The organism is Nostoc sp., from assembly GCF_036917755.1.
GTDB lineage: Bacteria > Cyanobacteriota > Cyanobacteriia > Cyanobacteriales > Nostocaceae > Nostoc.
This window is the reverse complement of the sequence record NZ_JBALFC010000044.1, coordinates 37,869-59,949: the sequence shown is the minus strand read 5'-3', so window position 1 is coordinate 59,949 and position 22,081 is coordinate 37,869. Positions and strand designations below refer to the sequence as shown.

The following is a 22,081-nucleotide window of genomic DNA, read 5'->3' as shown; positions in this document are numbered from 1 at the left end:
AACGCGCTGCCTTTGCGTCCTTTGCGGTTCGTTTTTCTTTCTTGTACTTAAATATGGTTTAGCGCATTCTTCATACAGAATTGGTATTAGACCAGTGCAAGCAGGCATTATCAAATAATAACGATCGCTTTACTACTACAGCACGGCGTAAATAAGCCACCCATTTCTAATGTCTGAAACCCTTGCTATAACGTAATTACGAATTACGAATTACGAATTACGCGAAGCGGTACTAGTAGTCTGTCAAGAAATAATTGACGAATAAATTTTCTGTTGAGACGGCGATTTATCGCGTCTCTCCAACCGTCAAAATGGGTTTGACAGACCACTAGCTCTATCAGCGAATAAACGAAATCAAAGTCAGATAACCCCACAATCAAAAAGAGCCATTTTCATGCAAAATAATTCATCACCCAAGCCAACAATTGACTACTGGCACGTCTGGACTGACCACGACGGGATAAGTCACCAGTCCCGTTGTCAAATTGAGGACTTCATCGAAAAAGGCATAGCCCCGGATACCTCGCCGCAGTGGCTTTCTAATTTGAAGCAGTCTGGTGCGACAATCACCTTTACTGTGCTACCTGTAGGTTGGATTGGCAACTGGCATGAGAACCCCAAGCCTCAGTGGATCATACCTTTGTCGGGACGCTGGTTTGTGGAGACTATGGACGGACAGCGAGTCGAGATGGGGGAAGGCGAAATTTCATTTGGAGAAGATCAAGGTACAAAAGCAGACGCGCAAGGTCAGAAAGGCCACTTATCTGGTACAGTAGGCGATGCGCCAGCTGTTCTGATCATAGTGCAACTTGAAGAGACTCCGACTGTAGACCAATCCTGTCGGTTTAAGTAAGTAGGACTAGCCCTTTCAAGGTCACTGATAAAATCTCTGCTTTCCTCTCTGCGTTCTCCGTGCCTGGAGCGGTTTAAAAGTTATTTATTGAACTACAGGGACGCAGAGAACACAGAGAAAAGAGCAATTATTATCCAAAAATTTTACCCACCTTGAAAGGGCTAGTACCGCAAGGCGGAATTCAAAATTCAGAATTCAAAATTCAAAATGAATACAGAGTAAGCGTTTCATTGATTTTGAATGGGTGGTTTATTTCCGCAGAACTGTACTAGTCCTATAATTAACCAAAATGCTGAATAATTGCCTCGGCAAATTCAGAACATTTTAAGGGTTCAACTGGCGGTTCTAGCAACCGGGCTAAATCGTAGGTGACTTGACTATTTGCGATCGCATCGCTTAAACCTTTCTTAACTAGGTCTGCGGCTTCTTGCCAACCCAGAAATTCCAGCATCATCACACCAGATAAAATCAGTGAACCAGGATTAATCCGATCTAAACCAGCGTGTTTGGGTGCGGTGCCGTGGGTAGCCTCAAATATGGCACTAGCATCGCCAATATTTGCCCCTGGCCCCATTCCTAAACCGCCAACAATGGCGGCGGCGGCATCAGATAAGTAATCGCCGTTCAAGTTCATCGTCGCCAAAATCGAATACTCATCCGGTCTAGTTTGGATTTGTTGAAAAATACTGTCAGCAATCCGGTCATTCACCAAAACTTTATCTTTCCATTTGCCATCGCCGTGGGTTGCCCAAATTGAGTTAAGAATAGTTTCAACTTCCTTGACAATTTCGGCTTTTTTCTCTTCGGTGAGAGAATCAAACCCAGGATCAATCTGGCGGGCGTTTTCTTCTAGGGAAATATTCGGATTTTTTTCCTTATTACTCAAAATCCAAGATTCCCGTTCAGTGACAGTTTCTGGGCGAAATTCGCTAATTGCTAATTCATAACCCCAATCGCGGAAAGCGCCTTCGGTGTACTTCATAATGTTGCCCTTATGCACCAAAGTCACTTGTTGCTTGTGTTTGGGCAATAGCAAGGCGTGTTTGATCGCACGTCTGACTAGACGCTGAGAACCAGTTTTGCTGATCGGTTTGATGCCAATACCAGAATCAAGAGGAATTCGTTTTTTCCCATGTTCTGGAGTGGCGGGGATCAGTTCTTCATTGATAATTTTAATTAAGCGATCGCCGATTTCGCTACCTTGTCGCCACTCAATCCCTAAATAAATATCTTCCGTATTCTCCCGATAAACAATTACATCCAGCTTTTCGGGATTTTTGTGGGGTGAGGGCGTACCTGCATAGTAACGGCAAGGACGCACGCAGGTATACAAGTCAAAAATTTGCCGCAGCGCCACATTTAAAGAACGAATTCCCCCACCCACGGGAGTAGTCAAAGGCCCTTTAATAGCTACACCATATTCTTCAATTGCCGTGAGAGTATCTTGAGGTAAATACTGATAAGTACCGTATAAATCGCACGCTTCGTCCCCAGCGTAAACCTTGAACCAGCTAATTTGACGCTGACCCTTATATGCTTTGGCTACAGCAGCATCTAGCACCTTTTGGGTAGCAGGCCAGATGTCTATACCTGTACCATCGCCACGAATAAAGGGGATAATTGGATTGTCCGGTACGATTGGCTCACCATTTTTGAAGGTGATTTTTGCTCCGGCTGCGGGGGGGGTAATCTTGTCGTACATAGTTCACACACTCCTAATCGATACGCTGCTAGTCAAAAAATCCTTATCTAGCAGGCTTGTATATGTTGCTGTGTCTTTTGTTTACCAAAGCATGAAGCGCAGATTTTCCCCCTATTCTCCTTGTACCTTATTTGGGGATTAAGTGTGGGATTGAGTGAAGCGATCGCAATTTTGTACGATCAAAAATAGTAAACTACTTTTCGCTATCAGTGATTCGCCTTGGAGAATGCCCGATAGCTTACCACTCTTTCACTGACCGCTAACACGAGAATGGCATGACAGACCCAATGATTTTATCAGACCCTGCAAATGACATCGACTCCCTCCGACGACCGTTAATCGCTGGGTCTGAAAAAGTCCAACAACAGATAATCCCACAGTTAGCTGAATTGGGTAATGAGGGATTAGACGTGTTGATGGAATTTTTACTGAAACGACGTGAGAACCCAGCGACTTGGGTTGATGGCAAAGCTTACCAAGTCCTTTATAACTCTGATGCACCTCAAGTCAAAGAATTTCTGCGCTCCTGTTTTCCTGAGGGAATTGTACCTCTAAAATCAGACTGCGGCATTAACTACAATTCTTTGCAACAACTACTGGCTGTTCAAGACTTCCAAGCAGCCGATCGCGTCACCATAGAAAAAATGTGTGAACTATCAGGGACAACGGCTGTACAACGAAAATGGTTGTATTTTACTGAGGTGGAAAATACCTCGGCTATTGACTTACAAACCATTAACAACCTCTGGTTAGTCCACTCCGAAGGTAAATTTGGCTTTTCAGTCCAGCGAGAAATCTGGTTAAGTTTGGGTAAAAATTGGGAGAATTTCTGGCCGAAAATTGGCTGGAAAGCAGGTAATACCTGGACGCGATACCCTAACGAGTTTACCTGGGATTTGAGTGCGCCGAGAGGTCACTTACCCCTCTCTAATCAACTTCGCGGGGTACGAGTCTTTGCTTCTTTACTCTCTCACCCAGCTTGGTTGAAGGATTCAGAAAAATGATTTTGAGCCTACGTACAAATAGATTATGATCAATCCCAACAACCGAGAATTCTACGTGATCATTGAACGGGATGAAGATGGCTACTATGTCGGAGAAGTCCCTCAGCTAAAAGCCTGTTACAGTCAGGGAGAAACAATTGATGAGTTGATGGCTAATATGAAAGAAGTAATTGAACTTTGTTTAGAAACAAAATGAAAAAATACCAGAATTTGGAGGTATTCAAAAGGTAGTGATTTGATAATTGCATGAAGTTTGAGTGGGACGAAAACAAAGCGACAATAAATCTTTTAAAACATCAGGTTTCATTTGAAGAAGCCAAAACTGTTTTCGATGATCCGCTCTATGTTGACTTATATGATCCAGACCACTCTGATAATGAGGAGCGTTACCTGATTATTGGAGAGTCAAGTCGGGGACGGTTAATCATCACGTCATATACGGAGAGAGGAAATTCGATTCGTCTCATTAGCGCAAGAGAAGTAACGCGATCCGAGCGAGAAGCCTATGAAGAAGGGTAAGCCAGAAATGGAAGATGATCTGCGATCAGAGTATGACTTAAAGAGTTTAAGGGTGAGAAAGTTCGGCCCTGAACGAAAGAGCTTTGGTAAGACAACAATTCGTTTAGAACCTGATGTTGCAGAGGTTTTTCCTAATGCCGATGCCGTCAATGAGGCTCTAAGATTTCTAATTAGAGTTGTGCAGGACAAACAAGTTTCTACACTTACAAAGCAGCCTCACAGTTCCTCAGAGGGGGCGGATAAAAGCCCCTAGTGCTGAGTTGGAGGTTACTTGGCGCAGATCCCAAACTGAAAATATCAAATTGGATAATGGCAAACGTTCGTTTAGAAGACATTAAGCGTAGATTCAATAACGTCACCGCTATTGAGGACATTACCTTTGAAATTCCTGATGGCGAGTTTTGGGTTTTAGTCGGGCCATCGGGTTGTGGTAAGTCGACAATTTTGCGAACGATCGCGGGTTTAGAAACTGCCACATCTGGTAAACTATTTATTGGCGATCGCTTGGTGAATAATATCCCAGCCAGACAACGGGATGTGGCGATGGTCTTCCAAAACTACGCTCTCTATCCTCATATGAGTGTGGCGCAAAACATCGGCTTTGGCTTGCAAATGCGTCAGGTTGACCGGAAAATCATTCAAGAACGGGTGATGAATGTGGCGCGATCGCTTTCTCTGGATCACCTGCTGGATCGTAAACCCAAACAACTCTCTGGGGGACAGCAACAACGGGTAGCATTAGGGAGAGCGATCGCTCGTGAACCACAAGTGTTTTTACTTGATGAACCTTTATCTAATTTAGATGCCCAATTGCGCGATGATACCAGGGCAGAATTGAAACAGCTACATCAAGAATTAGGTATTACAACTATTTACGTCACCCACGATCAAGTTGAAGCGATGACTTTGGCTGATAAAATTGTCGTGCTAAATCGCGGGCGGATTCAACAAATCGGCGATCCTCAAACTATTTATGCAAGTCCTGCTAATCAGATGGTGGCAAGTTTTTTAGGCAGTCCGCCAATGAATATTTTGCCTGCAATCTATGAAAATAACGGTTTTGATATCAGTGAACAGTTATTAGCAATTCCAGCAGTTGTGAAAGAAAAATTCCAGTTGCGTCAGGGACACAATTTTGATTTGGGGATTCGTCCAGAGCATATAAAAATCAACACTGATTCAGAACTTAGTACTCAAAACTCAGGATTGTTATCAGTTCAAGTTAAAGTCGTGGAACCTTTGGGAAGGGAAACTTTGATTCGGGCTGGTTTACCTGGTTCGGCGGTAGTGTTGAATATTCAGGTGGGCGGGGATGTGCGTTTGCGTTCAGGCGATCGCCTTTCTCTACAACTCGATTTAAATCATTTGTTTGTCTTTGATCCCAAAACTGGCGACAGAATCTTACCTCATGAGTGAGTGTGACTTTAGAAGATGTGTGAAATAATCGCCAATTCCCAATTTTTTGTCGCCATAATCTAAGAAAATAAAAACTGCAATAGAGAGTTAATGGATTCGCTGCAAAAACTTATATGACTATTAATCGACGCCATTTCTTGTTCTTACTTACAGCAGGTGCGGGTACTTTTGCATTAGATGCTTGTGCATTGGCAGAGAAATCTCCTAAGGCAAACATTGCAACTCCCGACACAACACCAAATACAACAGGGGCTATCCAACTACCGCCTTTACCTTACGCCTACGAAGCACTGGAACCACACATCGATGCTAAAACGATGCAGTTTCACCACGATAAACACCATGCAACTTATGTCAAAAACCTGAATGCGGCCTTAAACAAACATCCAGAACTCAAAGGCAAAACTGTTGAAGAACTGTTGCAAAAACTTGACAATGTACCAGAAGATATTCGCAAAGTAGTACGCAATAATGGCGGTGGTCATGTCAACCACTCAATGTTCTGGACAATTATGAAGCCGAAAGGTGGGGGAGAACCAACAGGAGATATAGCCGCCGCGATTAATCAAAATTTTGGCTCTTTTGCAGCTTTCAAAAAACAGTTTAACGAAGCTGGTGCGGGTCGTTTTGGTAGTGGTTGGGTTTGGCTAGTGCGTAACAAAGTTGGCAAGTTGGAAGTAGCAACTACAGCTAATCAAGATAGTCCCTTAAGTGAAGGCAAATATCCCATCTTGGGTAATGACGTATGGGAACATGCGTATTATCTCAATTACCAGAATCGCCGCACCGATTATTTAGATGCTTGGTGGAATGTGGTTAATTGGGAGGAGATTAATAAGCGGTTTGCAGCCGCAAGTAAACTTGCCTGAAACTAGATAACAATTTAGAGTTATAGGCTAATATGCTTCAGTTATACCGTTTTACTTTAATAATGATACAAATACGTTGGTAGGGGCACAGCAATGCTGTGCCCCTACGAGAAATCTATATGTATCAGGGTTTGTGTGAAATGGTATTAAGGCTAGCACTCTTTGTCAAAGTTATTTTTTTACGAACCGCAGAGGCGCAGAGGACACAGAGAGAGAAGAGAGAGAAGAGAGAGAAGGAAATTTTTTTTAACTAAACCGTATTGAATTATGGACGCTTAAAAACTGGCAACAGAAACAACATTCTGCTGCCATTTTTTTGATGTGAAATTAATAATTAATTCTAACTCCCCACTCCCTACTCCCCACTCCCTACTCCCCCACCTTTTTCCAAGGAAGTTTGATTGTAAATCGACTGCCTTTCCCTAACTGACTTTCGGCATGGACAGTCCCACCGTGCAACTCGACAATTTTTTGCACCATCACTAATCCTAAACCACTGCCTGTTGAACGTCGGGTAGAGGCATTTTCAACTTGCATAAAAGGTTGAAATAATTTGAAAAGGTCATCGGAAAGCATCCCAATACCTGTATCTACCACGCTGAAAAAGATATATTGATTTGTGAAATTTGGCTGGACTTCAATCCAGACTTTGCCTCCTTCTTTAGTAAACTTGATAGCGTTAGTCAACAAGTTGATAAATACTTGGCGGATGCGCCGTTCATCAACTTGGATGGGTTCGAGTTCTTCCGGTATTTGTAGACTCAGGTGGATATTTTTCTGGAACGCCAGATGTTTGACAAAACTTAGGCTGGAGTCACATAATCCCCGAATCGAAGTAGTAGCTAGTTGCAGTTCTATTTTGCTGGATTCGATGTCGGTAAGGTCAAGGATCTGGTTAATCAATTCTAGTAGGTTCTTACCACTGGATTCGAGGATATTTAAGGACTGGCGCTGTTCTTCACTCACAAGACCGTACACTTGATTTTGGAGTGACTCTGTGATTTCTAGAATTGACTTTAAGGGAGTTCTCAATTCATCGCTGATGTTTTTTAAAAAGGTACTTTTGGCACGATTTGCCATTTCGGCCACCTCTTTAGCCTCACGCAGAGCGGATTCTGCCCGTATGCGATCGCATATTTCTAAAGTCAGGGCGACAAATTCCGCGATTGAGCTAACGAAGTTTTGCTCACTCAGTTCCCATGTCCTCTTAATACCAATCTGCTCATACAATACTGTTCCCACTACTTCGCCGTCAACCCAAAGCTCGGTATCAATTAGGGATACAATATTATTTGGTTCTAGTAGTTCATTCCATAATTCTTGTACGCGGGGATCGGTGCGAGTGTCGGTGATGGTGATGGTATGGGCAGCCGCCAGAGCTTTAAAGTAGATTGGATAATCTGCAAGGTTGCGTTCTAGACCTGTCGAATGTCTCTGTTTACTACGTTCATAGAGACTTATACATTGTAGTTTGGTGCGTTGGCGCAGCCCGCCGTAGGCATCGCTATTAAATAACCATACACCCACTCGCTCTACTTCTAAGGCATTCGCTGCTTTTTCGGTGATCACTTTAAATGCTGTTTCCAGATTTCCTTCAAAAACCGCTTTGTGATTTGCCAGTTCTGCCAGTACTCGATTATGTTGTCCTAGTCTTCGCTCACTGTTAATGCGTTCTTGAATCTCTTGCTGTAATTCTTGAGTTCGCTGCTTAACTTGCAATTCTAACTCTTGATTTTTGGTAGTCAGTGTAGTAAGAATTTTGCGTAACTGCTGCGCCATCTCGTTGAAAGATTCACCCAGCACCTCTAGTTCTTTAATGCCCTGTACTTTCACCACCGAATCTTCGCCATTAGTAAAATCAGCTAAATCTTTTGTCGCCGTGCTGAAGTCCAAAATTGGCTGAGTTATCCAACGGGCGATGAGAATCCCCAATAAAGTAGCTAGTCCCAATGCTCCCAGACAGACAAAAATTGTCGTTTGAATGTTGCGATCAATCTGCCCCATAAAGTCTGCTTCTGGAACAGCTACCACAATCAACCAGTTGACATTTGGTTCGCCCTGTAACGGTCTAACCTCTAAAAATTGTCGTTTGCCCTCAAAGGAGAAATCTAGTTGCTGTAAACTTTGAATCTGGTCAAAGTTACTAAATTTAGTTGCTAAATATTTAGCAGTTGCTTGAGTAAAAGAATTCCCGCTCTGGGAAGCTGTGAACCTAATTGGTTTACCATTTTGTAAGCGGAATGGTTCTTCCGTTGTAGAACTTGCTACTAATAGCCCCGATCGCTCGATAATAAAAATTTGCCCAGACTTACCAACTTTGATATTTTGCAGCAAATCCCCAATTTGTGATAAGTGAGTTAGAGTGCTGTTGACTCCCAGTAACTCACCTTGCGAGTTATAAATGGGTTGAGATGCACTAATGAAGAGTGTTGGTTCAGTCAGGGGTGTAAAAATCTGACTAAAGCTGAATTTTTTAGCGGTAACTGCCGTTTGATAATCAGGACGCGATCGCGGATCATAGTTTTTGATCACCTCTGGTAGTTGGGTACGTTGACCTTGAGAGTCAATTCTATAAGTGTAGAGATCGTACCCAGTTGACTTAGAGGCTTTTCTGAGCAAAAATTGGCGATCGTTGAGCTTCTGGACCGCTAAGTATTCTTGCTGTTCATTGCTTGCCGTTAAGGCCAACGCATCTGGAAAAATCTTTAACTGCTCGATTAAATATGGTTCCCAGGTTGCAAGATTCTCTATCTTCAGCAACCCCATATCAATGATATTTTGATTACTACGTAGTACCTGACGCGGGGTTGACAGATAAGTTTGTAAATTCTGCTCGACTCCATTGGCAACTTCACGGCGCAATTCGCTAGCCACCTCATTGACTGCTTTTTGCCCGTTGCTGATTGATAAATATGCAGTCAATCCCACAGCTAGGATGATTTGCAGCACGAACAATCCTACGAGGATGCAACTTAGGGGTACGCCTTTAAACAGGGAAAAAAGACCATCTTGCCCAGTATTTTTGTTCATCTGCCCACTCTCCCTGCTACCCCTGAGTGTCCTCTAGTACTGAGTACAACACCTCGACTTCGCTGTTCTGTGGGCTTATGCATAGTTTATACTCGGTCGGGTCAAGTGCCAATATACCACTTCTGGCAAAAGAACAAAACGTTAGTTAACTGCACCTGTAGATTTCACCAGCCAAATATTCCGATCTTCAAAGGGACTAAGTGCAGAATTTTGCAAGTTCGTAGCGAATACTCTTAAAAAACTCTGCGTACCTCTACGCCCCTACCCTGCGGTCACGCGAAGCGGCTATACGTTTAAATTTAAACCCTCAATCTGCCACGGTTAATTTGCGTAGTATATCAGACAAATTTATGGATATTCAATACCCTAAAATGGAGAGATATTAGCAGCTAATCCTAGCAAAATGTATATGGGGTCAGAACAAAACTGTGTTTATCTGCCATAAACTACATCTCTAGATACTAGGCAGTTTCCCAACCAGGGATTTATATCTAATATATAAGATTACTATCTTCCAGATTAGAAATTCATAAGTTAAAGAAATGCCATTTTTATATTTTCTTTGTTATTTTGTATTTAACGGGACAGTTCTTGATCATTTGGTGGGTTTAAATAACAATTAGTTAAACCATTTCTCCCCCCAAAGATCCATGTAAATTATTTGCATTCTGCTTACTTTGCTTCTGAGTTTACAAGCACAATGCAAATTGACCAGACATATTACATGGTAAGATTCCTAATCGGCAAATAGTTCATCTACACAAGGAAAACCTTGCCTACAACTATGCTTAAAATAAATAATCAGCGTATTTTTCTGCCTGCTTTTATTAAACCTTTTGAAGAAAGGAATCAAACAGGTAGTAAAAAGCAATTTGCTCAACATAAGCTAGATTTATTGCAACCATTACGTCAACGGCTCGACAAAATTGAGATTCAGAATCGGAAATTAGCCAAATTTATTGCTAAACTGATTCCCGCCCAGTGTCCATTCGAGCGTGATATCACGGTTTTTGGTCGCAAAATAGGCCACATTCCACCAATGTGCAAACTCAATCCGCTTTATAACGAACTTGTCTACTTGCGTTTTCGCGCTTTGTGTTATCTAGTAGATCAGTGTGGAGAGGATATTCAATCCTACTGCTAAACATAACTAGAAAAAACACAATATGGAAATTAAAATTGAGCATCAACTTAAGGCTTGAATATCTCAATGAATTGGGTGTTTATAAATGGGAAATTTGGAAAAAGGAAGTTTCCAAATTCCCTTGGACTTATGATTCTCAAGAAACTTGCTACTTTTTGGCAGGTGATGTAGTTGTTACTCCTGATGGTGGACAACCAGTGCAAATGGGTGAAGGCGATTTAGTGATTTTTCCCGCTGGTATGTCTTGTATATGGGAAATTACAATTAACGTCAAAAAGCATTATTACTTTGATTAGTCAAGATTCAACATTGATCCCCTTTGTTTTCTTGATGATCCAGAAGACCAACATCTCATAACTTAATTTGGATTTCTACTATCGGGGGGTTCGCAGCGAGTGTCATAGGATAAAGTGGCAGAATCGGTAAATTGCTTATATCCATATCTGTCGAAACTCGTTGCAACTCCATCCCCTAAACAGTATTCATCGAAATAGATAGTCTCATTTCCCCCAAATTTGGCAGAAAGTTCTTGCCAGATTGGTGGTTGATAACTAAAAATATAGTTGTAAAATTTTACTGATTCAGCTTGATCGTAATTATAATTTCCTGAGTATTGATAAAAATCACTGTTGAAATTTAATTTGATATACTTGACCTGATTGTTCACAAAGATGATAGAGAAATTGCTTTTAGTAAACTGAGGAAATAGCCGTCTAAAGCCTTGTGGAGCATAGGTATAGGTAACGGTATCGCTATTGGTTTGTTGGTAATATAACGACCAAAATAGCGCTCGATTGTTTGAGGCGTTTGATTTAAAACATAGCGTCCCGCCACAGCAGAAGGACTATAAATACTATTGATCAACAAAAAGCCTACAGTTAAACCGATAAAAGTTTGGCAGAGATGATGGGATTTCATAACGATCCCCGCCAGAGAAAATCCAGAGAGTTCATAATCATGTTAGTGGGAGTTTAATTATAGAAGATGCTGTTTAGCAGAAAAAGGTTTCGTCCCACCGCAATTTTATTGAGGAAAATCATCAAAAATGTTACTGCATTTAAGTACTTGGCAAGAAGTCGAAGCTTATTTACAGCAGTCAAAGGGTATTATTTTTCCTATTGGTTCCACAGAACAACATGGGCCAACGGGGTTAATTGGTACTGATGCTATTTGTGCAGAAGCGATCGCATCTGGTGTAGGTGATGCAACCCAAGCGATCGTTGGGCCTACAATCAATGTGGGGATGGCACTACATCATACTTCCTTTCCTGGCACAATCAGTCTGCGTCCCAGCACTTTGATTCAAGTAGTGCGAGATTATGTAACTTGTTTAGCCAAAGCTGGTTTTAGTAAGTTCTACTTTCTTAACGGACACGGCGGTAACATCGCCACTCTCAAAGCGGCTTTCTCAGAAACTTACGCGCACTTAGAAGATTTACAGATTGCTAATGCTCAACAGGTGCAATGTCAAGTGGCAAACTGGTTTATGTGCGGTTCTGTATATAAACTAGCCAAAGAATTATATGGGGATCAAGAAGGTTCTCATGCAACCCCAAGTGAAGTTGCGCTAACGCAGTATGTTTATCCAGAGGCGATTAAGCAAGCACCCCTTTCACCAGAAGTTGCAAGCGGACACAGGATTTATAGTGCAGTAGACTTTCGAGTGCGTTATCCAGATGGACGCATGGGATCAAATCCAGCTTTAGCAACGCCTGAACACGGTAAGCAATTTTATGACTTGGCGGTGAAAGAACTTAGCAATGGGTATTTGGAATTTTTAAACGCAGATTGACATATTGAAGAAGAATTCAGGAGCGGAGCTTTGGATTGCTCCGCCGAGGCGTCAGAATTCACGAGCGGAGCTTTGGATTGCTCCGCCTCCGGCCGGAATCAATCAGTGGGGGATTAAAACCTCTTTATTCATCCGCCACTCATACACCATTAAATTCTGAATTCTGGCTCCTGACTACTGAATTCTGTTTGTTAAACCTCAGACGTGAGAAACCTTGATATCTCCGCATGTGCCAACACAGCACCAGGTTCGCGCTGGAGAGCATTGTAATACTTTCTCTCGAAGGTATTACCCGTTTCTAACGGTACAATCAGCGTGCGGACATCAGCAATCAACTTTTGGAAATCGTCCAGTGCTATCGGTTCATCTGCTTCGAGCATTTCATCAACTTGCACAACCACCTCAGAAATGCGATGTAGCCAAGCAAATTGTTCATGAGCGATAACCAGCTGAAGAAGTTCTCCGCTTGATACTCGTCCACTAACCTGTTCGTAGGCAATGCGTTCTGTTTCCAGCAACATCTTGTGAAGGTGGAGTAATTTGTTTCGTAAATCACGCAGATATTGATGTTGACGTATTCTTTGTGAAAGTATGTTAGAAGTCAATGTTACCCATCCTCTCGTTACAATAATCTTCGATACCTTAAATAAATTCCGCCTCGGTATTCATCACGATAGACCGTAGCGAACAACTAGTTTGTTGAGTGATCCGCTAGCGATGAATAGCATAACCAATGGTGGCATAGAGGCTCGCTAGAAGGCTTGCCGCTCTTGTGAGAACTTCCTCCTTCCCTTCTTTTCAAATAGCTTGCTTCCCCGTAGGGGTACAGGAGCGGCACTTCCTGACTGTCTTGTACAAATAGCACCATTAGCCATCTGCCCAACCTCAGTTGATGTATTTGGTTTCCTTGCTAAGAAGCATTATAATCAACATATCTTTTTATAACCGTTATATCTTATATTGGATTAATCATATATTAGCATAAACTTATAAGAAGTACATAGTGTAGAACCGATCGAGAAAATGTCAATTATGGGAAAACAGTCTTCATGTCGCTAGCGTATGTAATTCTAGGTCTTCTTCAGCAGCAAGAAATGACAGGCTACGACCTGAAAACGAGCTGCTTTGATCAATGCATTGCCCATTTGTGGCCAGCAGACCAGGCACAAATTTACAGAACTCTTGATAAGCTAGTTGAGCAAGGCTGGATTACCTGTACGATTGAGATTGGGCGCGATCGCCCCAACCGCAAAGTCTACAGTGTGACGGAGCCAGGGAAAGCCGAATTTGCCCGATGGCTTGGGACTCATCAGCCCTTACCGACTATCCGAGAACCTTTGCTCCTCCAGTTACATTTTGCAGATCAGTTGTCGAATGAAACCATAATTCAACTACTGGAGCAACAAGTGGCGGCTCGAAGCAAAAAGCTTGCTGAATGTGAAACCATCGATTTGCCATCACTCAATGATGAGTCTGCCAACCGTGAGCAGATGATGCAAAGGCTCGTGCTGGAGTTAGTGATCCGAAGAGAACAGACTTATATTGATTGGTTGAAAATAGCAATCAATGTTATCGATCATCAAAAGCCATCTCTATCACATTACCAGATTCTTTGACTAACCCTTGGATTCAGAAATATTTGGTTGAGCGTTTATTTACTTATAGCGTTTCCTAATCATACAAGATACATCATACTCCCCTCCTCGCTTGCGGGGAGGGGTTGGGGGTGGGGTTCTTGTACCTCACTCAAGCGAGAACCACTATAGCTTACAAAATCGCTCCAGTTTCTTTCAAATAAACCCGTGTAAATGGTTCTTCTTCACCCAAAGTATAATCTTCAATCAACCCTTTGCGACGCACAGAAATGCCATTGCCTTTTCTAATCACCACAGTAGAACCATCGGAAACATCCCGCACTAGCATCATCTCAGTTTCGGTGGGATTATCCAAAACTACGATATTACTACTCTGGTAAAACATACCCTCTTCATTGAGGATGTCTTCCCCATACTCAGCAATCAGCAAATCAAGTTTGGGATGACGCAGCAAAGTTTGGACATTGCTGTTGTAATTTTTGCTTAATACTTTTTTCGAGCGATTCACAAAAACTGCATCACGACAAATAGCGCCTATTGTCCAGTTGGGATGTTGCAAAAGGATATGGTCAATCGTTGCTTGCAGTTCTTCAACTGAGATTTTATTAAAGGTAATAATTGGTATCCTCGCATCTGTACCCGACTCAAAAAAGGTTTCTAAGATATGAGAAGGCACATCAACGCTTTCACCAACAGAAGGTTTAAGATGCATTAAAACGCCTGGTGCAGCATTGATTTCCAAAATGGCCAAGTTACTGGACTTCCAAGATTCTGAGAGACTTTTGGCCATGACATCAATCCCCAGGCAAGTTAGCTGGAAATGTTGAGCAATATCTTGCGCCAAAATAATATTGTCATCATGAACTGTCTGGGTTGCATCGATGCTTATACCTCCGGCTGAAAGATTGGCGACTTTACGCAAGTAAACAGTGCGTCCCTTCTCAATCACGCTGTCTAATGATAAGCGCTGTTCCTCTAGGTAGAGTTCCATCGCTTCATCTATCTGAATTTTACTCATCGGCGAGGTTGGCGTGTCTAAACGTGCAGGTTTGCGGTTCTCTTGGCGGATTAACTCTGCAAGTGTTAAATACCCATCACCAACAACCGATGCTGGACGGCGTTCTGTGGCAGCAACAAATCTACCATTCACACACAACAAGCGAAAATCTGATCCTGAGATACTTTTCTCAACAATTATCCGGGTTAGCTGATCTTCGGGAATCGCTGCCAGTGCCCTATTATAAGCAGATTCCAGTTCTTTTGAGTCCTGCACGTCAGCCGTGACACCAATTCCTTTGTGACCCACCACCGGCTTAACTGCCACTGGGTAGCCAATTTGTCTGGCTGCCACTACAGCTTCCTTCTCGGAAAAGACGATATCACCTTCAGGTACTGGGAAACCCAAAGTCTTTAAAAATGCCTTGCAGTCATCTTTGCGGGTGGTGAACTCCGAATCTAGATGGCTATCACAGTTAAATGTTGTTGCTACCCCCCGGACGTGTTTTTTTCCCAAGCCGTATTGCATCAATCCTTCTTCCCGCAAATAAAAGGCGGGAATACCTTTTTCGTAGGCTGTTCGCAATAGGGCGTAAACCGTGGGGCCACCATAGACCGATGCGCGGAATCTATTTTGCAGCTTCACTAGCTGCTCATCAAAGCTAAAGTCTTCGTCTTGGGTAATGGCTTCAAACCAATCCCAAACAAAATAAACTATCTCCCTAGTTGTGCGTTCATGTAGCGATTGCACACTAATCCGCGCGCAATTTGGATATGGCTTGACACTCCAACGGTTAAGGTGCAAATCCATGTCCAGCTTTCCGACTTCGGACACAACTTGGGCAAATAGATGGGCATAAGATTCGTAGCTTTGGCTGGACAAGTGTCGATAGTGATGTCTCTCGACAAGCCGTTCTGCGTCTGTGCCAATTCTGGCAATATAATCTTCAATGGGCAATGGCTCTCTAGACTCAACTAAAGCAAAGTCAAATACTAGCGCCCCTGTATCTAAATAGGGGTTGGGCCCAATATAATGCTTGAAGTTGAAAATATCAAACACGTCCGTTCTTCTAGCATTAATGCGGACTAAATCACTGCTTTTTTGTAGAACCATTGATTACGAACCTTTGGCTAAACACCCTGAAATTGAGATGCTGAATTATGGTTACTCAGACTTATTGATTGTAGATTGATTCAGATTAATTTTGGAGAGTGATGGCAAAGCCATTGCTCTAATTCAGAATCCACCGTAACTCTATTAGTAAGCATTTTCAACTATCTCAAGGCATAATTAAACCCCCTTTCTTCAGTAAATAATAAAGAACAGTCAATTCATCCTCATGATTAGTCAAATATATAACCTTTGAAAGGTGCAACACCAACCCAAAAATCTGTATAAATAAATGTGGGGTATTAAAAAGACAGCAAAGTTATGAATAGCACACAAGCTGCTCTAAGAGATGAAATTCGAGAACTTGCTGAGGAAGCTTTTCACCAAAAGCTGATCTCTGGGCATGGTGATGGCCCAGACATAAATGAGTATCAAATTGTCTACCAAGGCAAACCCAGGCATCTCCCACTAGAACAAGCACGTTTTTTCTTAACTAACTTGCTTTACAGAAGTCGCATTCATTAGGACTTGCCATCAGATTATCTAATTGCACTCAGCTAGAGTTAATCGCAATCACTCACGATCGCACCATAAATTTCCAATCAATTAGCAAGATAGTCAACAATGCCTCTAGAAAAGAAAATCTCTCTAGAGGCAGTTGGCACTGTGAATTTTATGAAGTAAACTTTCTCGGAAAAATCTCTTGGTTTGATTGCGATGTCTAACGACAAGCCGCTTTGCGTCTACGCAAATTTTAATCCTACTTCTATCAAGTAATCTACCAAAGGGATGGTTTGATACTTTTAATTGTCATGGTTTAGTGAAATTTATTAACTCAAATCAGGAGGCATCATGGTGGAAAGTAATACCAAAGGGCAGTTGATAATTATTGGGGGAGCTGAAGACAAGGATGGAGATTGCCTAATTCTGCGGGACTTTGTGCGACGCGCTGGGGGTACGAAGGCGCACATTGTAATTATCACGGCGGCGACAGAATTACCAAGAGAAGTGGGAGAAAATTATATTAGAGTATTTGAACGGCTGGGAGCCGAGAATGTTCGCATTATTGATACAGAAACCCGCGAAGATGCATCTTCATCTACCGCATTGGAAGCAATTAATAAAGCAACTGGGGCATTTTTTACTGGGGGAAACCAGGCTCGCATTACCAGTATCCTCAAAGACACCGAAATAGATACGGCGATGCACAAACGGTTTTCTGAAGGTATAGTTATCGCAGGCACAAGCGCCGGAGCTGCCGTGATGCCAGACGTAATGATTGTGGAAGGCGACTCAGAAACACATCCGCGGATTGAAGCTGTCGAAATGGGCCCCGGTCTAGGCTTCCTACCAGGGGTGGTAATTGACCAGCATTTTTCCCAGCGCGGACGCTTGGGACGCTTAATATCAGCTTTGATACTACAGCCTGCTGTTTTGGGATTCGGTATTGACGAAAATACCGCTATGGTAGTGACAAATAACCAAATTGAAGTGATTGGTGAAGGTGCGGTTACGATTGTTGATGAATCAGATGCTACATATAACAATATGGGCGAAATTTTGAAGGATGAGCCTTTGGCGATTTGCGGAGCAAAGCTTCATATTTTGCCACATGGCTTCAAATTTGACTTGAACACTCGCCAGCCTATCCTAAATAATTCCTCTGTGGGAAATGTCTCTCTACCTGTTGGTTTAATCAACAACTAACTTTTAGTAGGTGCGTTTAAATTGAATATAGCGGTTCTCGGCCAAGAACCCCACCCCCCTCCCCGCAAGCGAGGAGGGGATTATGATCTACCTTATATGATTAGGAAACGCTATAAATAATTAATTAATACTTGTAGATTAGTGACAATATCCTCCCAAGTACTCTCAGGAATAGGGGATATAGCCCCGCTTTTTCACCAGAAAAGGGGAATTACAGTATTGCTGGATTTTATATTTGCGAGCCACTCATAACTTGTTCTCAGGGTGCTAATCTAGCAAATCCTGCCCACTAGAGTATTCTTACTCTAAGATTATGTTAAATTTGTACCCTCTGAATCAGCCTCTTCAACCTATAGCAGGAGTATCATTTTCTATGAAACGCCTACGATGAAGAACTAGGAAATAAAATTGCAGTATATCTGCTTTTCAAATTATGGACTGGAAGTACAGATGGAAAAATGGCTATCGACCAAGCCGAGATGAAGCGGCAAAAAACCCTCATTTGTTAGATGAGAGTCAGTTCGAGAACGAGCAAGATCGAAAGCTAGCTGAAGAATCTGCAAGGAAGCATTTGGGACTACCTGCGCCAACTTTAGACGAAGATAAATCAATACTACCTCATGCTGTTTCGCCTAATGAAAGCGCTTAATACTAAAACATAGGCGTTTTTTGCCTATGTACACTCCGCACCATTATCAACTTAGACAAAATGCAGATTTATCAACTTTTCAATCGATTAAACAATAGGAACTTCACTAAGTTACTCACTCAAACAGTAGCTTTAGGCATAGGCGCTATTGTTCTATTCTCAAGTACTAATGCTAATGCTGCCGAGCAAGTTGTTTTAAAGTATGGTACTTTTCAGGGGCAAATATCTGTTGAAGAATTAAGTCAGTTTACAGAAACGGGCAAGACTACCCCGACGTTAACGGCTTATTTGCAGGCGGCTCAACAAGACCCCGCATTAGCTCGTAAGGCACTGAAAGCCCCAATCAAAGCCGATCCTGCCTTTTTAAATAGCTTACTGTCTAGTTGGGCTGGGCCAATTTTAGTTAACCAAATTGGTGAAGTAGTTCACCCTCCCGCAGGACAACTAGATCAGCAGGCGTTGCGAAGCGCTTTAAGTGCATCTATTAAACAAAAGGGTGAAGTTACACTGCTTGGAGCCATTCAGAATTATCCAAATACTTCTGTTGAACTTGAAGGCGATCGTCTCATTGCTGTTTATGAACGCCTAAGCAATCTTGCAGAACTCTTATGATCAGGATTAAGTTAATACTGATGAGTCTATCTTAGGGTTCATACCCTGTTACTCAGAAATTCCCTAACCTAAATGTAGAGTTGAGTTTAAGAATAGGGAAAAGATTTTTATGACAACCGACATTTCTAGAGATCCTAACAAGAATATTAATGGGTCACTGATAACTGGTGTTCTCCTGAGTATTTTGGGGATTACTGCGATCGCAGTCCCTAATTTCAGCACCATATTCGCCGAAACTTGGATTGCAGCGATTTTGATTTTCGCCGGATTTACAAAACTAGTTTATGCCACTCAAACCCGCGATCGAGGCGGTTTTATTTGGAAGCTTCTCTTGAGCGGACTCTATATTGCAACCGGTATAATGCTGTTTGTTTACCCTTATACGGGTGTTTTGACACTGACTCTATTGCTTGGCACTTTTTTGCTAACTGAAGGCACATTTGAGTTAATTCTGGCATTCCAGTTACGTCCGCAACAGAATTGGACGTGGATACTAGGTGATGGCATTATTACGCTGGTCTTAGGTGCAATGATTTGGTTCCAGTGGCCTTTCAATGCGCCCTGGCTGCTTGGGACACTAGTTGGTGTCAGCATTATTTTCACTGGCATTTCACGGGTGATGCTGTCGTTGAATGCGCGTTCTACCTCGAATGCTTCTGACCAAACTGCTTAGTAGATAGGAGTGGGGAGGTGGGGATGAGGGAGATGAGGGAGACAAGGAGAATAACCAATGCCTAATGCCCCATGCCCAATGCCCCATGCCCAATGCCCCATGCCCAATGCCCCATGCCCAATGCCCCATGCCCAAACTTCAAAAGACATTGCAGCAGCGATCGCTGTGAATATTGCTAAATTAACTAAGGAAATCAAAATCAAGGCCAGCTAGCTGCTTTTCATCAATGGTATCTATTACTCCTCCCTTCTCGGATGTTCAAAACCATTGGGCACGCTTATTTATTACAGCCTTAGCCCAACGTGGTATTGTCAGTGGATTGCCGAATCAGACTTATCGCCCCGATAACTCACTCACCCGCGCTGAGTTTGCCGCCATAATTGCTAAGGCATTTCCCACAGTTGCCAAGAAGCGGCAGTATGTCCCCTTTGTTGATGTACCCACTAATTATTGGGCAGCAGCGGCCATTCAAGCAGCTTACGAAAAAGCATTTATTAGCGGGTTTCCTGATAATACCTTCCGTTCCGCTAACCGAATTACTAGAGTAGAAGTTTTCGTTTCCTTGGTAGCAGGCTTAGAAATTGCCACCAAAGTGAAACCTGACCTTCTCTCAGCACTGCCACAAATTTATGAAGATTCTATTCAGATTCCTGGGTATGGTAGAAATCACATAGCTATTGCGACTAGGGCTGGATTGGTGGTTAGTTTCCCAAATCTGAAATTACTTAATCCCAATCTCGCAGCCACGCGTGCAGATGTGGCAGTGATTATTTATCAAGCTTTGGTGTTTTTAGGTCAGGCAGAAAAAATTGCTTCTAGTTACCTAGTGCAGCCGCCAATACCGACACCAACACCAACGCCCACGCCCATACTAACACCGATACCAACACCCACGCCCATACCAACACCCACGCCCACACCTGTCGGTAGTGTTAGGGTAAATCATAGCCGGGAGTTTCGGGGGGCATGGGTAGTATCTGTGTGGAATGGTGATTGGCCTTCCAAACCGGGACTTTCTGTTGCCCAACAAAAAGCTGAACTCAGCGAGATTATTACTAAATTACAAGCGCTCAACTTCAATGCCCTGATCTTTCAGGTGCGACCGGAGGGAGACGCTTTATATGAATCCAAATTAGAGCCTTGGAGTGCTTGGATTACAGGAACTCAGGGTGAAGCACCAGAACCATTTTATGATCCTTTAGCGTTTGCGATCGCAGAATGTCACAAGCGCAATATTGAACTTCATGCTTGGTTTAACCCCTACCGCGCCAGCACTTCCACCGACCCAGCCAAAACTGTCCGTCCCCACATAGCAGTTACCAATCCAGAAAGCGTTTATTTGTGGAAAACTCAACGCTGGATGGACCCAGGACTGAAAATAGTTCAGGACAGAGCTTACAACGTAATTATCGACGTAGTGAAGCGCTACGATGTTGATGGGATTCACTTAGATGATTATTTCTATCCATATCCCATCGAGGGACAGTCTTTCCCCGATGATAAAACCTACGCTGCATATAAAGCAACCGGTGGTACACTCAGCCTTGGCGACTGGCGACGGGACAACGTTAACAAAATGGTACAGCGCCTCTGGCAGGGGATTAAAACAACCAAACCCGACGTAAAATTTGGTATTAGTCCTTTTGGGATTTATCGCCCCGGACAACCTGCTGGGATTACTGGGTTGGATGCTTACAATGTGCTGTATGCTGACTCGAAGAAATGGTTAGAACAAGGCTGGATTGATTATATTGCTCCTCAACTTTACTGGCGCACAGATCAAACCCAACAAAGTTATTCGGCGTTGCTAAAGTGGTGGACAGAGGTAAATACAAAGCAAAGACACGTTTACGCTGGGAACAATCTGACAGAACCAAGCAACAAGAGTCGGGAGAGTGATGAGATTGAAAAGCAGGTAAAAATTAGTCGTAGCCAAGCTGGACAGTTGTCACTGGGGAATATCTTCTTTAATCTCAGTGTTTTGAGGGAAAATAGTCAAGGCATTGCTGATAAATTCCAAAGTCTGCTTTATAACAAACCTGCATTACCGCCAACTTTGTCTTGGCAGGATACAACACCACTCCCTCCACCCATTGGACTACAAGTTAATAACCGCAAACTGAGTTGGCAGCCCGGAGATAATCAGCCAGTTCGTTCTTGGACACTTTATCGGCTGAGTGCCGATACTTGGACAATTGGGCGAATTTTATCTGCTGGCACAACCTTCGCTACTGTCCAACTAGCGGGAACCTATGCCGTGTGTGCAGTAGATAGATTGGCGAATGAGAGTGTGGGAACAGTTATTACAGTGAGTTGAACCAAAGGGCTGCCTATGAGTGCGTCACCGAACAGCCCGCACTTCGACAAAGCTCAGGGACCATCGTAGACATCGCTATTATGGTGTTTTGA

General features: G+C 42.9%; 21 protein-coding genes and 2 pseudogenes. 18 read left to right on the top strand and 5 right to left on the bottom strand.

What is annotated here, in order from left to right; all coding sequences use genetic code 11:
* Positions 1-394 precede the first annotated feature (394 nt).
* On the top strand, positions 395-853 hold the full coding sequence (locus tag V7L05_RS11250) for a cupin domain-containing protein (RefSeq protein WP_335164230.1): 459 nt from the start codon (positions 395-397) through the stop codon (positions 851-853).
* Positions 854-1,133: 280 nt separating this feature from the next.
* On the opposite strand, the gene V7L05_RS11245 is transcribed toward V7L05_RS11250, so the two are convergent.
* The gene (locus V7L05_RS11245) at positions 1,134-2,555 is read right to left on the bottom strand and encodes an NADP-dependent isocitrate dehydrogenase (RefSeq protein ID WP_335164229.1); all 1,422 of its coding nucleotides are present in this window, start codon (positions 2,553-2,555) and stop codon (positions 1,134-1,136) included.
* 275 nt (positions 2,556-2,830) lie between these two features.
* On the opposite strand from V7L05_RS11245, the gene V7L05_RS11240 reads away from it, so the two are divergent.
* From V7L05_RS11240 to V7L05_RS11215, 6 genes and pseudogenes are all read left to right on the top strand, one after another.
* On the top strand, positions 2,831-3,559 hold the full coding sequence (locus tag V7L05_RS11240; protein ID WP_335164228.1) for a GUN4 domain-containing protein: 729 nt from the start codon (positions 2,831-2,833) through the stop codon (positions 3,557-3,559).
* 25 nt (positions 3,560-3,584) lie between these two features.
* Positions 3,585-3,798, top strand: a pseudogene (locus V7L05_RS11235) (type II toxin-antitoxin system HicB family antitoxin).
* Positions 3,799-3,805: 7 nt separating this feature from the next.
* Positions 3,806-4,078, top strand: a complete 273-nt coding sequence (locus V7L05_RS11230; RefSeq protein ID WP_335164227.1) for a BrnT family toxin — start codon at positions 3,806-3,808, stop codon at positions 4,076-4,078.
* Complete coding sequence (locus V7L05_RS11225) at positions 4,065-4,331, top strand: hypothetical protein (RefSeq protein ID WP_335164226.1); 267 nt, start codon at positions 4,065-4,067, stop codon at positions 4,329-4,331. Before V7L05_RS11230 ends, V7L05_RS11225 begins: the two co-directional genes overlap by 14 nt.
* 56 nt (positions 4,332-4,387) lie before the next feature.
* Positions 4,388-5,494 (top strand): ABC transporter ATP-binding protein, encoded by a 1,107-nt coding sequence (locus tag V7L05_RS11220; protein ID WP_335164225.1) that lies wholly within the window; start codon positions 4,388-4,390, stop codon positions 5,492-5,494.
* 113 nt (positions 5,495-5,607) lie between these two features.
* Entirely contained in the window at positions 5,608-6,363 is a 756-nt protein-coding gene (locus V7L05_RS11215) for a superoxide dismutase (protein ID WP_335164224.1), read from the top strand.
* Positions 6,364-6,732: 369 nt separating this feature from the next.
* On the opposite strand, the gene V7L05_RS11210 is transcribed toward V7L05_RS11215, so the two are convergent.
* Positions 6,733-9,393 carry a sensor histidine kinase gene (locus V7L05_RS11210; protein ID WP_335164223.1) on the bottom strand — a complete coding sequence of 887 codons (2,661 nt, stop codon included), beginning with the start codon at positions 9,391-9,393 and terminating at the stop codon, positions 6,733-6,735.
* A gap of 784 nt (positions 9,394-10,177) precedes the next feature.
* Between V7L05_RS11210 and V7L05_RS11205 the strand changes: the two genes are divergently transcribed.
* Together V7L05_RS11205 and V7L05_RS11200 are read left to right on the top strand one after the other, a co-directional pair.
* Positions 10,178-10,537 (top strand): Mo-dependent nitrogenase C-terminal domain-containing protein, encoded by a 360-nt coding sequence (locus V7L05_RS11205; RefSeq protein ID WP_335164222.1) that lies wholly within the window; start codon positions 10,178-10,180, stop codon positions 10,535-10,537.
* Between the two features lie 22 nt (positions 10,538-10,559).
* Positions 10,560-10,833 (top strand): annotated as a pseudogene (locus V7L05_RS11200) (cupin domain-containing protein).
* 367 nt (positions 10,834-11,200) lie between these two features.
* Here the strand turns inward: V7L05_RS11200 and V7L05_RS11195 are convergent.
* The gene (locus tag V7L05_RS11195) at positions 11,201-11,455 is read right to left on the bottom strand and encodes a hypothetical protein (protein WP_335164221.1); all 255 of its coding nucleotides are present in this window, start codon (positions 11,453-11,455) and stop codon (positions 11,201-11,203) included.
* Between the two features lie 127 nt (positions 11,456-11,582).
* Between V7L05_RS11195 and V7L05_RS11190 the strand changes: the two genes are divergently transcribed.
* On the top strand, positions 11,583-12,329 hold the full coding sequence (locus V7L05_RS11190; protein WP_335164220.1) for a creatininase family protein: 747 nt from the start codon (positions 11,583-11,585) through the stop codon (positions 12,327-12,329).
* Between the two features lie 191 nt (positions 12,330-12,520).
* Here V7L05_RS11190 and V7L05_RS11185 read toward each other — a convergent pair whose 3' ends face one another.
* On the bottom strand, positions 12,521-12,934 hold the full coding sequence (locus tag V7L05_RS11185; RefSeq protein ID WP_334948355.1) for a hypothetical protein: 414 nt from the start codon (positions 12,932-12,934) through the stop codon (positions 12,521-12,523).
* A 444-nt stretch (positions 12,935-13,378) separates the two neighbouring features.
* On the opposite strand from V7L05_RS11185, the gene V7L05_RS11180 reads away from it, so the two are divergent.
* Positions 13,379-13,945, top strand: coding sequence for a PadR family transcriptional regulator (locus V7L05_RS11180; RefSeq protein ID WP_335164219.1), 567 nt, complete (start codon positions 13,379-13,381; stop codon positions 13,943-13,945).
* Positions 13,946-14,096: 151 nt separating this feature from the next.
* Here the strand turns inward: V7L05_RS11180 and V7L05_RS11175 are convergent, their stop codons facing one another.
* The gene (locus V7L05_RS11175; RefSeq protein ID WP_335164218.1) at positions 14,097-16,034 is read right to left on the bottom strand and encodes an acetate--CoA ligase family protein; all 1,938 of its coding nucleotides are present in this window, start codon (positions 16,032-16,034) and stop codon (positions 14,097-14,099) included.
* A 318-nt stretch (positions 16,035-16,352) separates the two neighbouring features.
* Between V7L05_RS11175 and V7L05_RS11170 the strand changes: the two genes are divergently transcribed.
* The 7 genes from V7L05_RS11170 (at position 16,353) to V7L05_RS11140 (ending at position 21,989) form a co-directional block, all read left to right on the top strand.
* Positions 16,353-16,556 carry a hypothetical protein gene (locus V7L05_RS11170; RefSeq protein WP_100900450.1) on the top strand — a complete coding sequence of 68 codons (204 nt, stop codon included), beginning with the start codon at positions 16,353-16,355 and terminating at the stop codon, positions 16,554-16,556.
* Between the two features lie 327 nt (positions 16,557-16,883).
* Positions 16,884-17,738 (top strand): cyanophycinase, encoded by an 855-nt coding sequence (locus tag V7L05_RS11165; RefSeq protein WP_335164217.1) that lies wholly within the window; start codon positions 16,884-16,886, stop codon positions 17,736-17,738.
* 433 nt (positions 17,739-18,171) lie between these two features.
* On the top strand, positions 18,172-18,387 hold the full coding sequence (locus tag V7L05_RS11160) for a bromodomain-containing protein (protein ID WP_334948363.1): 216 nt from the start codon (positions 18,172-18,174) through the stop codon (positions 18,385-18,387).
* A gap of 60 nt (positions 18,388-18,447) precedes the next feature.
* Entirely contained in the window at positions 18,448-18,999 is a 552-nt protein-coding gene (locus V7L05_RS11155) for an alpha/beta hydrolase (protein ID WP_335164216.1), read from the top strand.
* Between the two features lie 109 nt (positions 19,000-19,108).
* The gene (locus tag V7L05_RS11150) at positions 19,109-19,672 is read left to right on the top strand and encodes an HdeD family acid-resistance protein (RefSeq protein WP_335164215.1); all 564 of its coding nucleotides are present in this window, start codon (positions 19,109-19,111) and stop codon (positions 19,670-19,672) included.
* Between the two features lie 57 nt (positions 19,673-19,729).
* Positions 19,730-19,885, top strand: coding sequence for a hypothetical protein (locus V7L05_RS11145; protein WP_335164214.1), 156 nt, complete (start codon positions 19,730-19,732; stop codon positions 19,883-19,885).
* Between the two features lie 13 nt (positions 19,886-19,898).
* On the top strand, positions 19,899-21,989 hold the full coding sequence (locus V7L05_RS11140) for a glycoside hydrolase family 10 protein (protein WP_335164213.1): 2,091 nt from the start codon (positions 19,899-19,901) through the stop codon (positions 21,987-21,989).
* Positions 21,990-22,081: the final 92 nt, after the last annotated feature.

Bases quoted from the DNA above. Each gene is read 5' to 3' on its own strand.
- V7L05_RS11205 (WP_335164222.1), top strand. From the start codon at position 10,178: ATGCTTAAAATAAATAATCAGCGTATTTTTCTGCCTGCTTTTATTAAA.
- V7L05_RS11140 (WP_335164213.1), top strand. From the start codon at position 19,899: ATGGTATCTATTACTCCTCCCTTCTCGGATGTTCAAAACCATTGGGCA.
- V7L05_RS11170 (WP_100900450.1), top strand. From the start codon at position 16,353: ATGAATAGCACACAAGCTGCTCTAAGAGATGAAATTCGAGAACTTGCT.
- V7L05_RS11240 (WP_335164228.1), top strand. From the start codon at position 2,831: ATGACAGACCCAATGATTTTATCAGACCCTGCAAATGACATCGACTCC.
- V7L05_RS11230 (WP_335164227.1), top strand. From the start codon at position 3,806: ATGAAGTTTGAGTGGGACGAAAACAAAGCGACAATAAATCTTTTAAAA.
- V7L05_RS11150 (WP_335164215.1), top strand. From the start codon at position 19,109: ATGACAACCGACATTTCTAGAGATCCTAACAAGAATATTAATGGGTCA.
- V7L05_RS11225 (WP_335164226.1), top strand. From the start codon at position 4,065: ATGAAGAAGGGTAAGCCAGAAATGGAAGATGATCTGCGATCAGAGTAT.
- V7L05_RS11245 (WP_335164229.1), bottom strand. From the start codon at position 2,555: ATGTACGACAAGATTACCCCCCCCGCAGCCGGAGCAAAAATCACCTTC.
- V7L05_RS11180 (WP_335164219.1), top strand. From the start codon at position 13,379: ATGTCGCTAGCGTATGTAATTCTAGGTCTTCTTCAGCAGCAAGAAATG.
- V7L05_RS11190 (WP_335164220.1), top strand. From the start codon at position 11,583: ATGTTACTGCATTTAAGTACTTGGCAAGAAGTCGAAGCTTATTTACAG.
- V7L05_RS11210 (WP_335164223.1), bottom strand. From the start codon at position 9,393: ATGAACAAAAATACTGGGCAAGATGGTCTTTTTTCCCTGTTTAAAGGC.
- V7L05_RS11220 (WP_335164225.1), top strand. From the start codon at position 4,388: ATGGCAAACGTTCGTTTAGAAGACATTAAGCGTAGATTCAATAACGTC.
- V7L05_RS11145 (WP_335164214.1), top strand. From the start codon at position 19,730: ATGCCTAATGCCCCATGCCCAATGCCCCATGCCCAATGCCCCATGCCC.
- V7L05_RS11250 (WP_335164230.1), top strand. From the start codon at position 395: ATGCAAAATAATTCATCACCCAAGCCAACAATTGACTACTGGCACGTC.
- V7L05_RS11215 (WP_335164224.1), top strand. From the start codon at position 5,608: ATGACTATTAATCGACGCCATTTCTTGTTCTTACTTACAGCAGGTGCG.
- V7L05_RS11155 (WP_335164216.1), top strand. From the start codon at position 18,448: ATGCAGATTTATCAACTTTTCAATCGATTAAACAATAGGAACTTCACT.
- V7L05_RS11195 (WP_335164221.1), bottom strand. From the start codon at position 11,455: ATGAAATCCCATCATCTCTGCCAAACTTTTATCGGTTTAACTGTAGGC.
- V7L05_RS11160 (WP_334948363.1), top strand. From the start codon at position 18,172: ATGGACTGGAAGTACAGATGGAAAAATGGCTATCGACCAAGCCGAGAT.
- V7L05_RS11175 (WP_335164218.1), bottom strand. From the start codon at position 16,034: ATGGTTCTACAAAAAAGCAGTGATTTAGTCCGCATTAATGCTAGAAGA.
- V7L05_RS11165 (WP_335164217.1), top strand. From the start codon at position 16,884: ATGGTGGAAAGTAATACCAAAGGGCAGTTGATAATTATTGGGGGAGCT.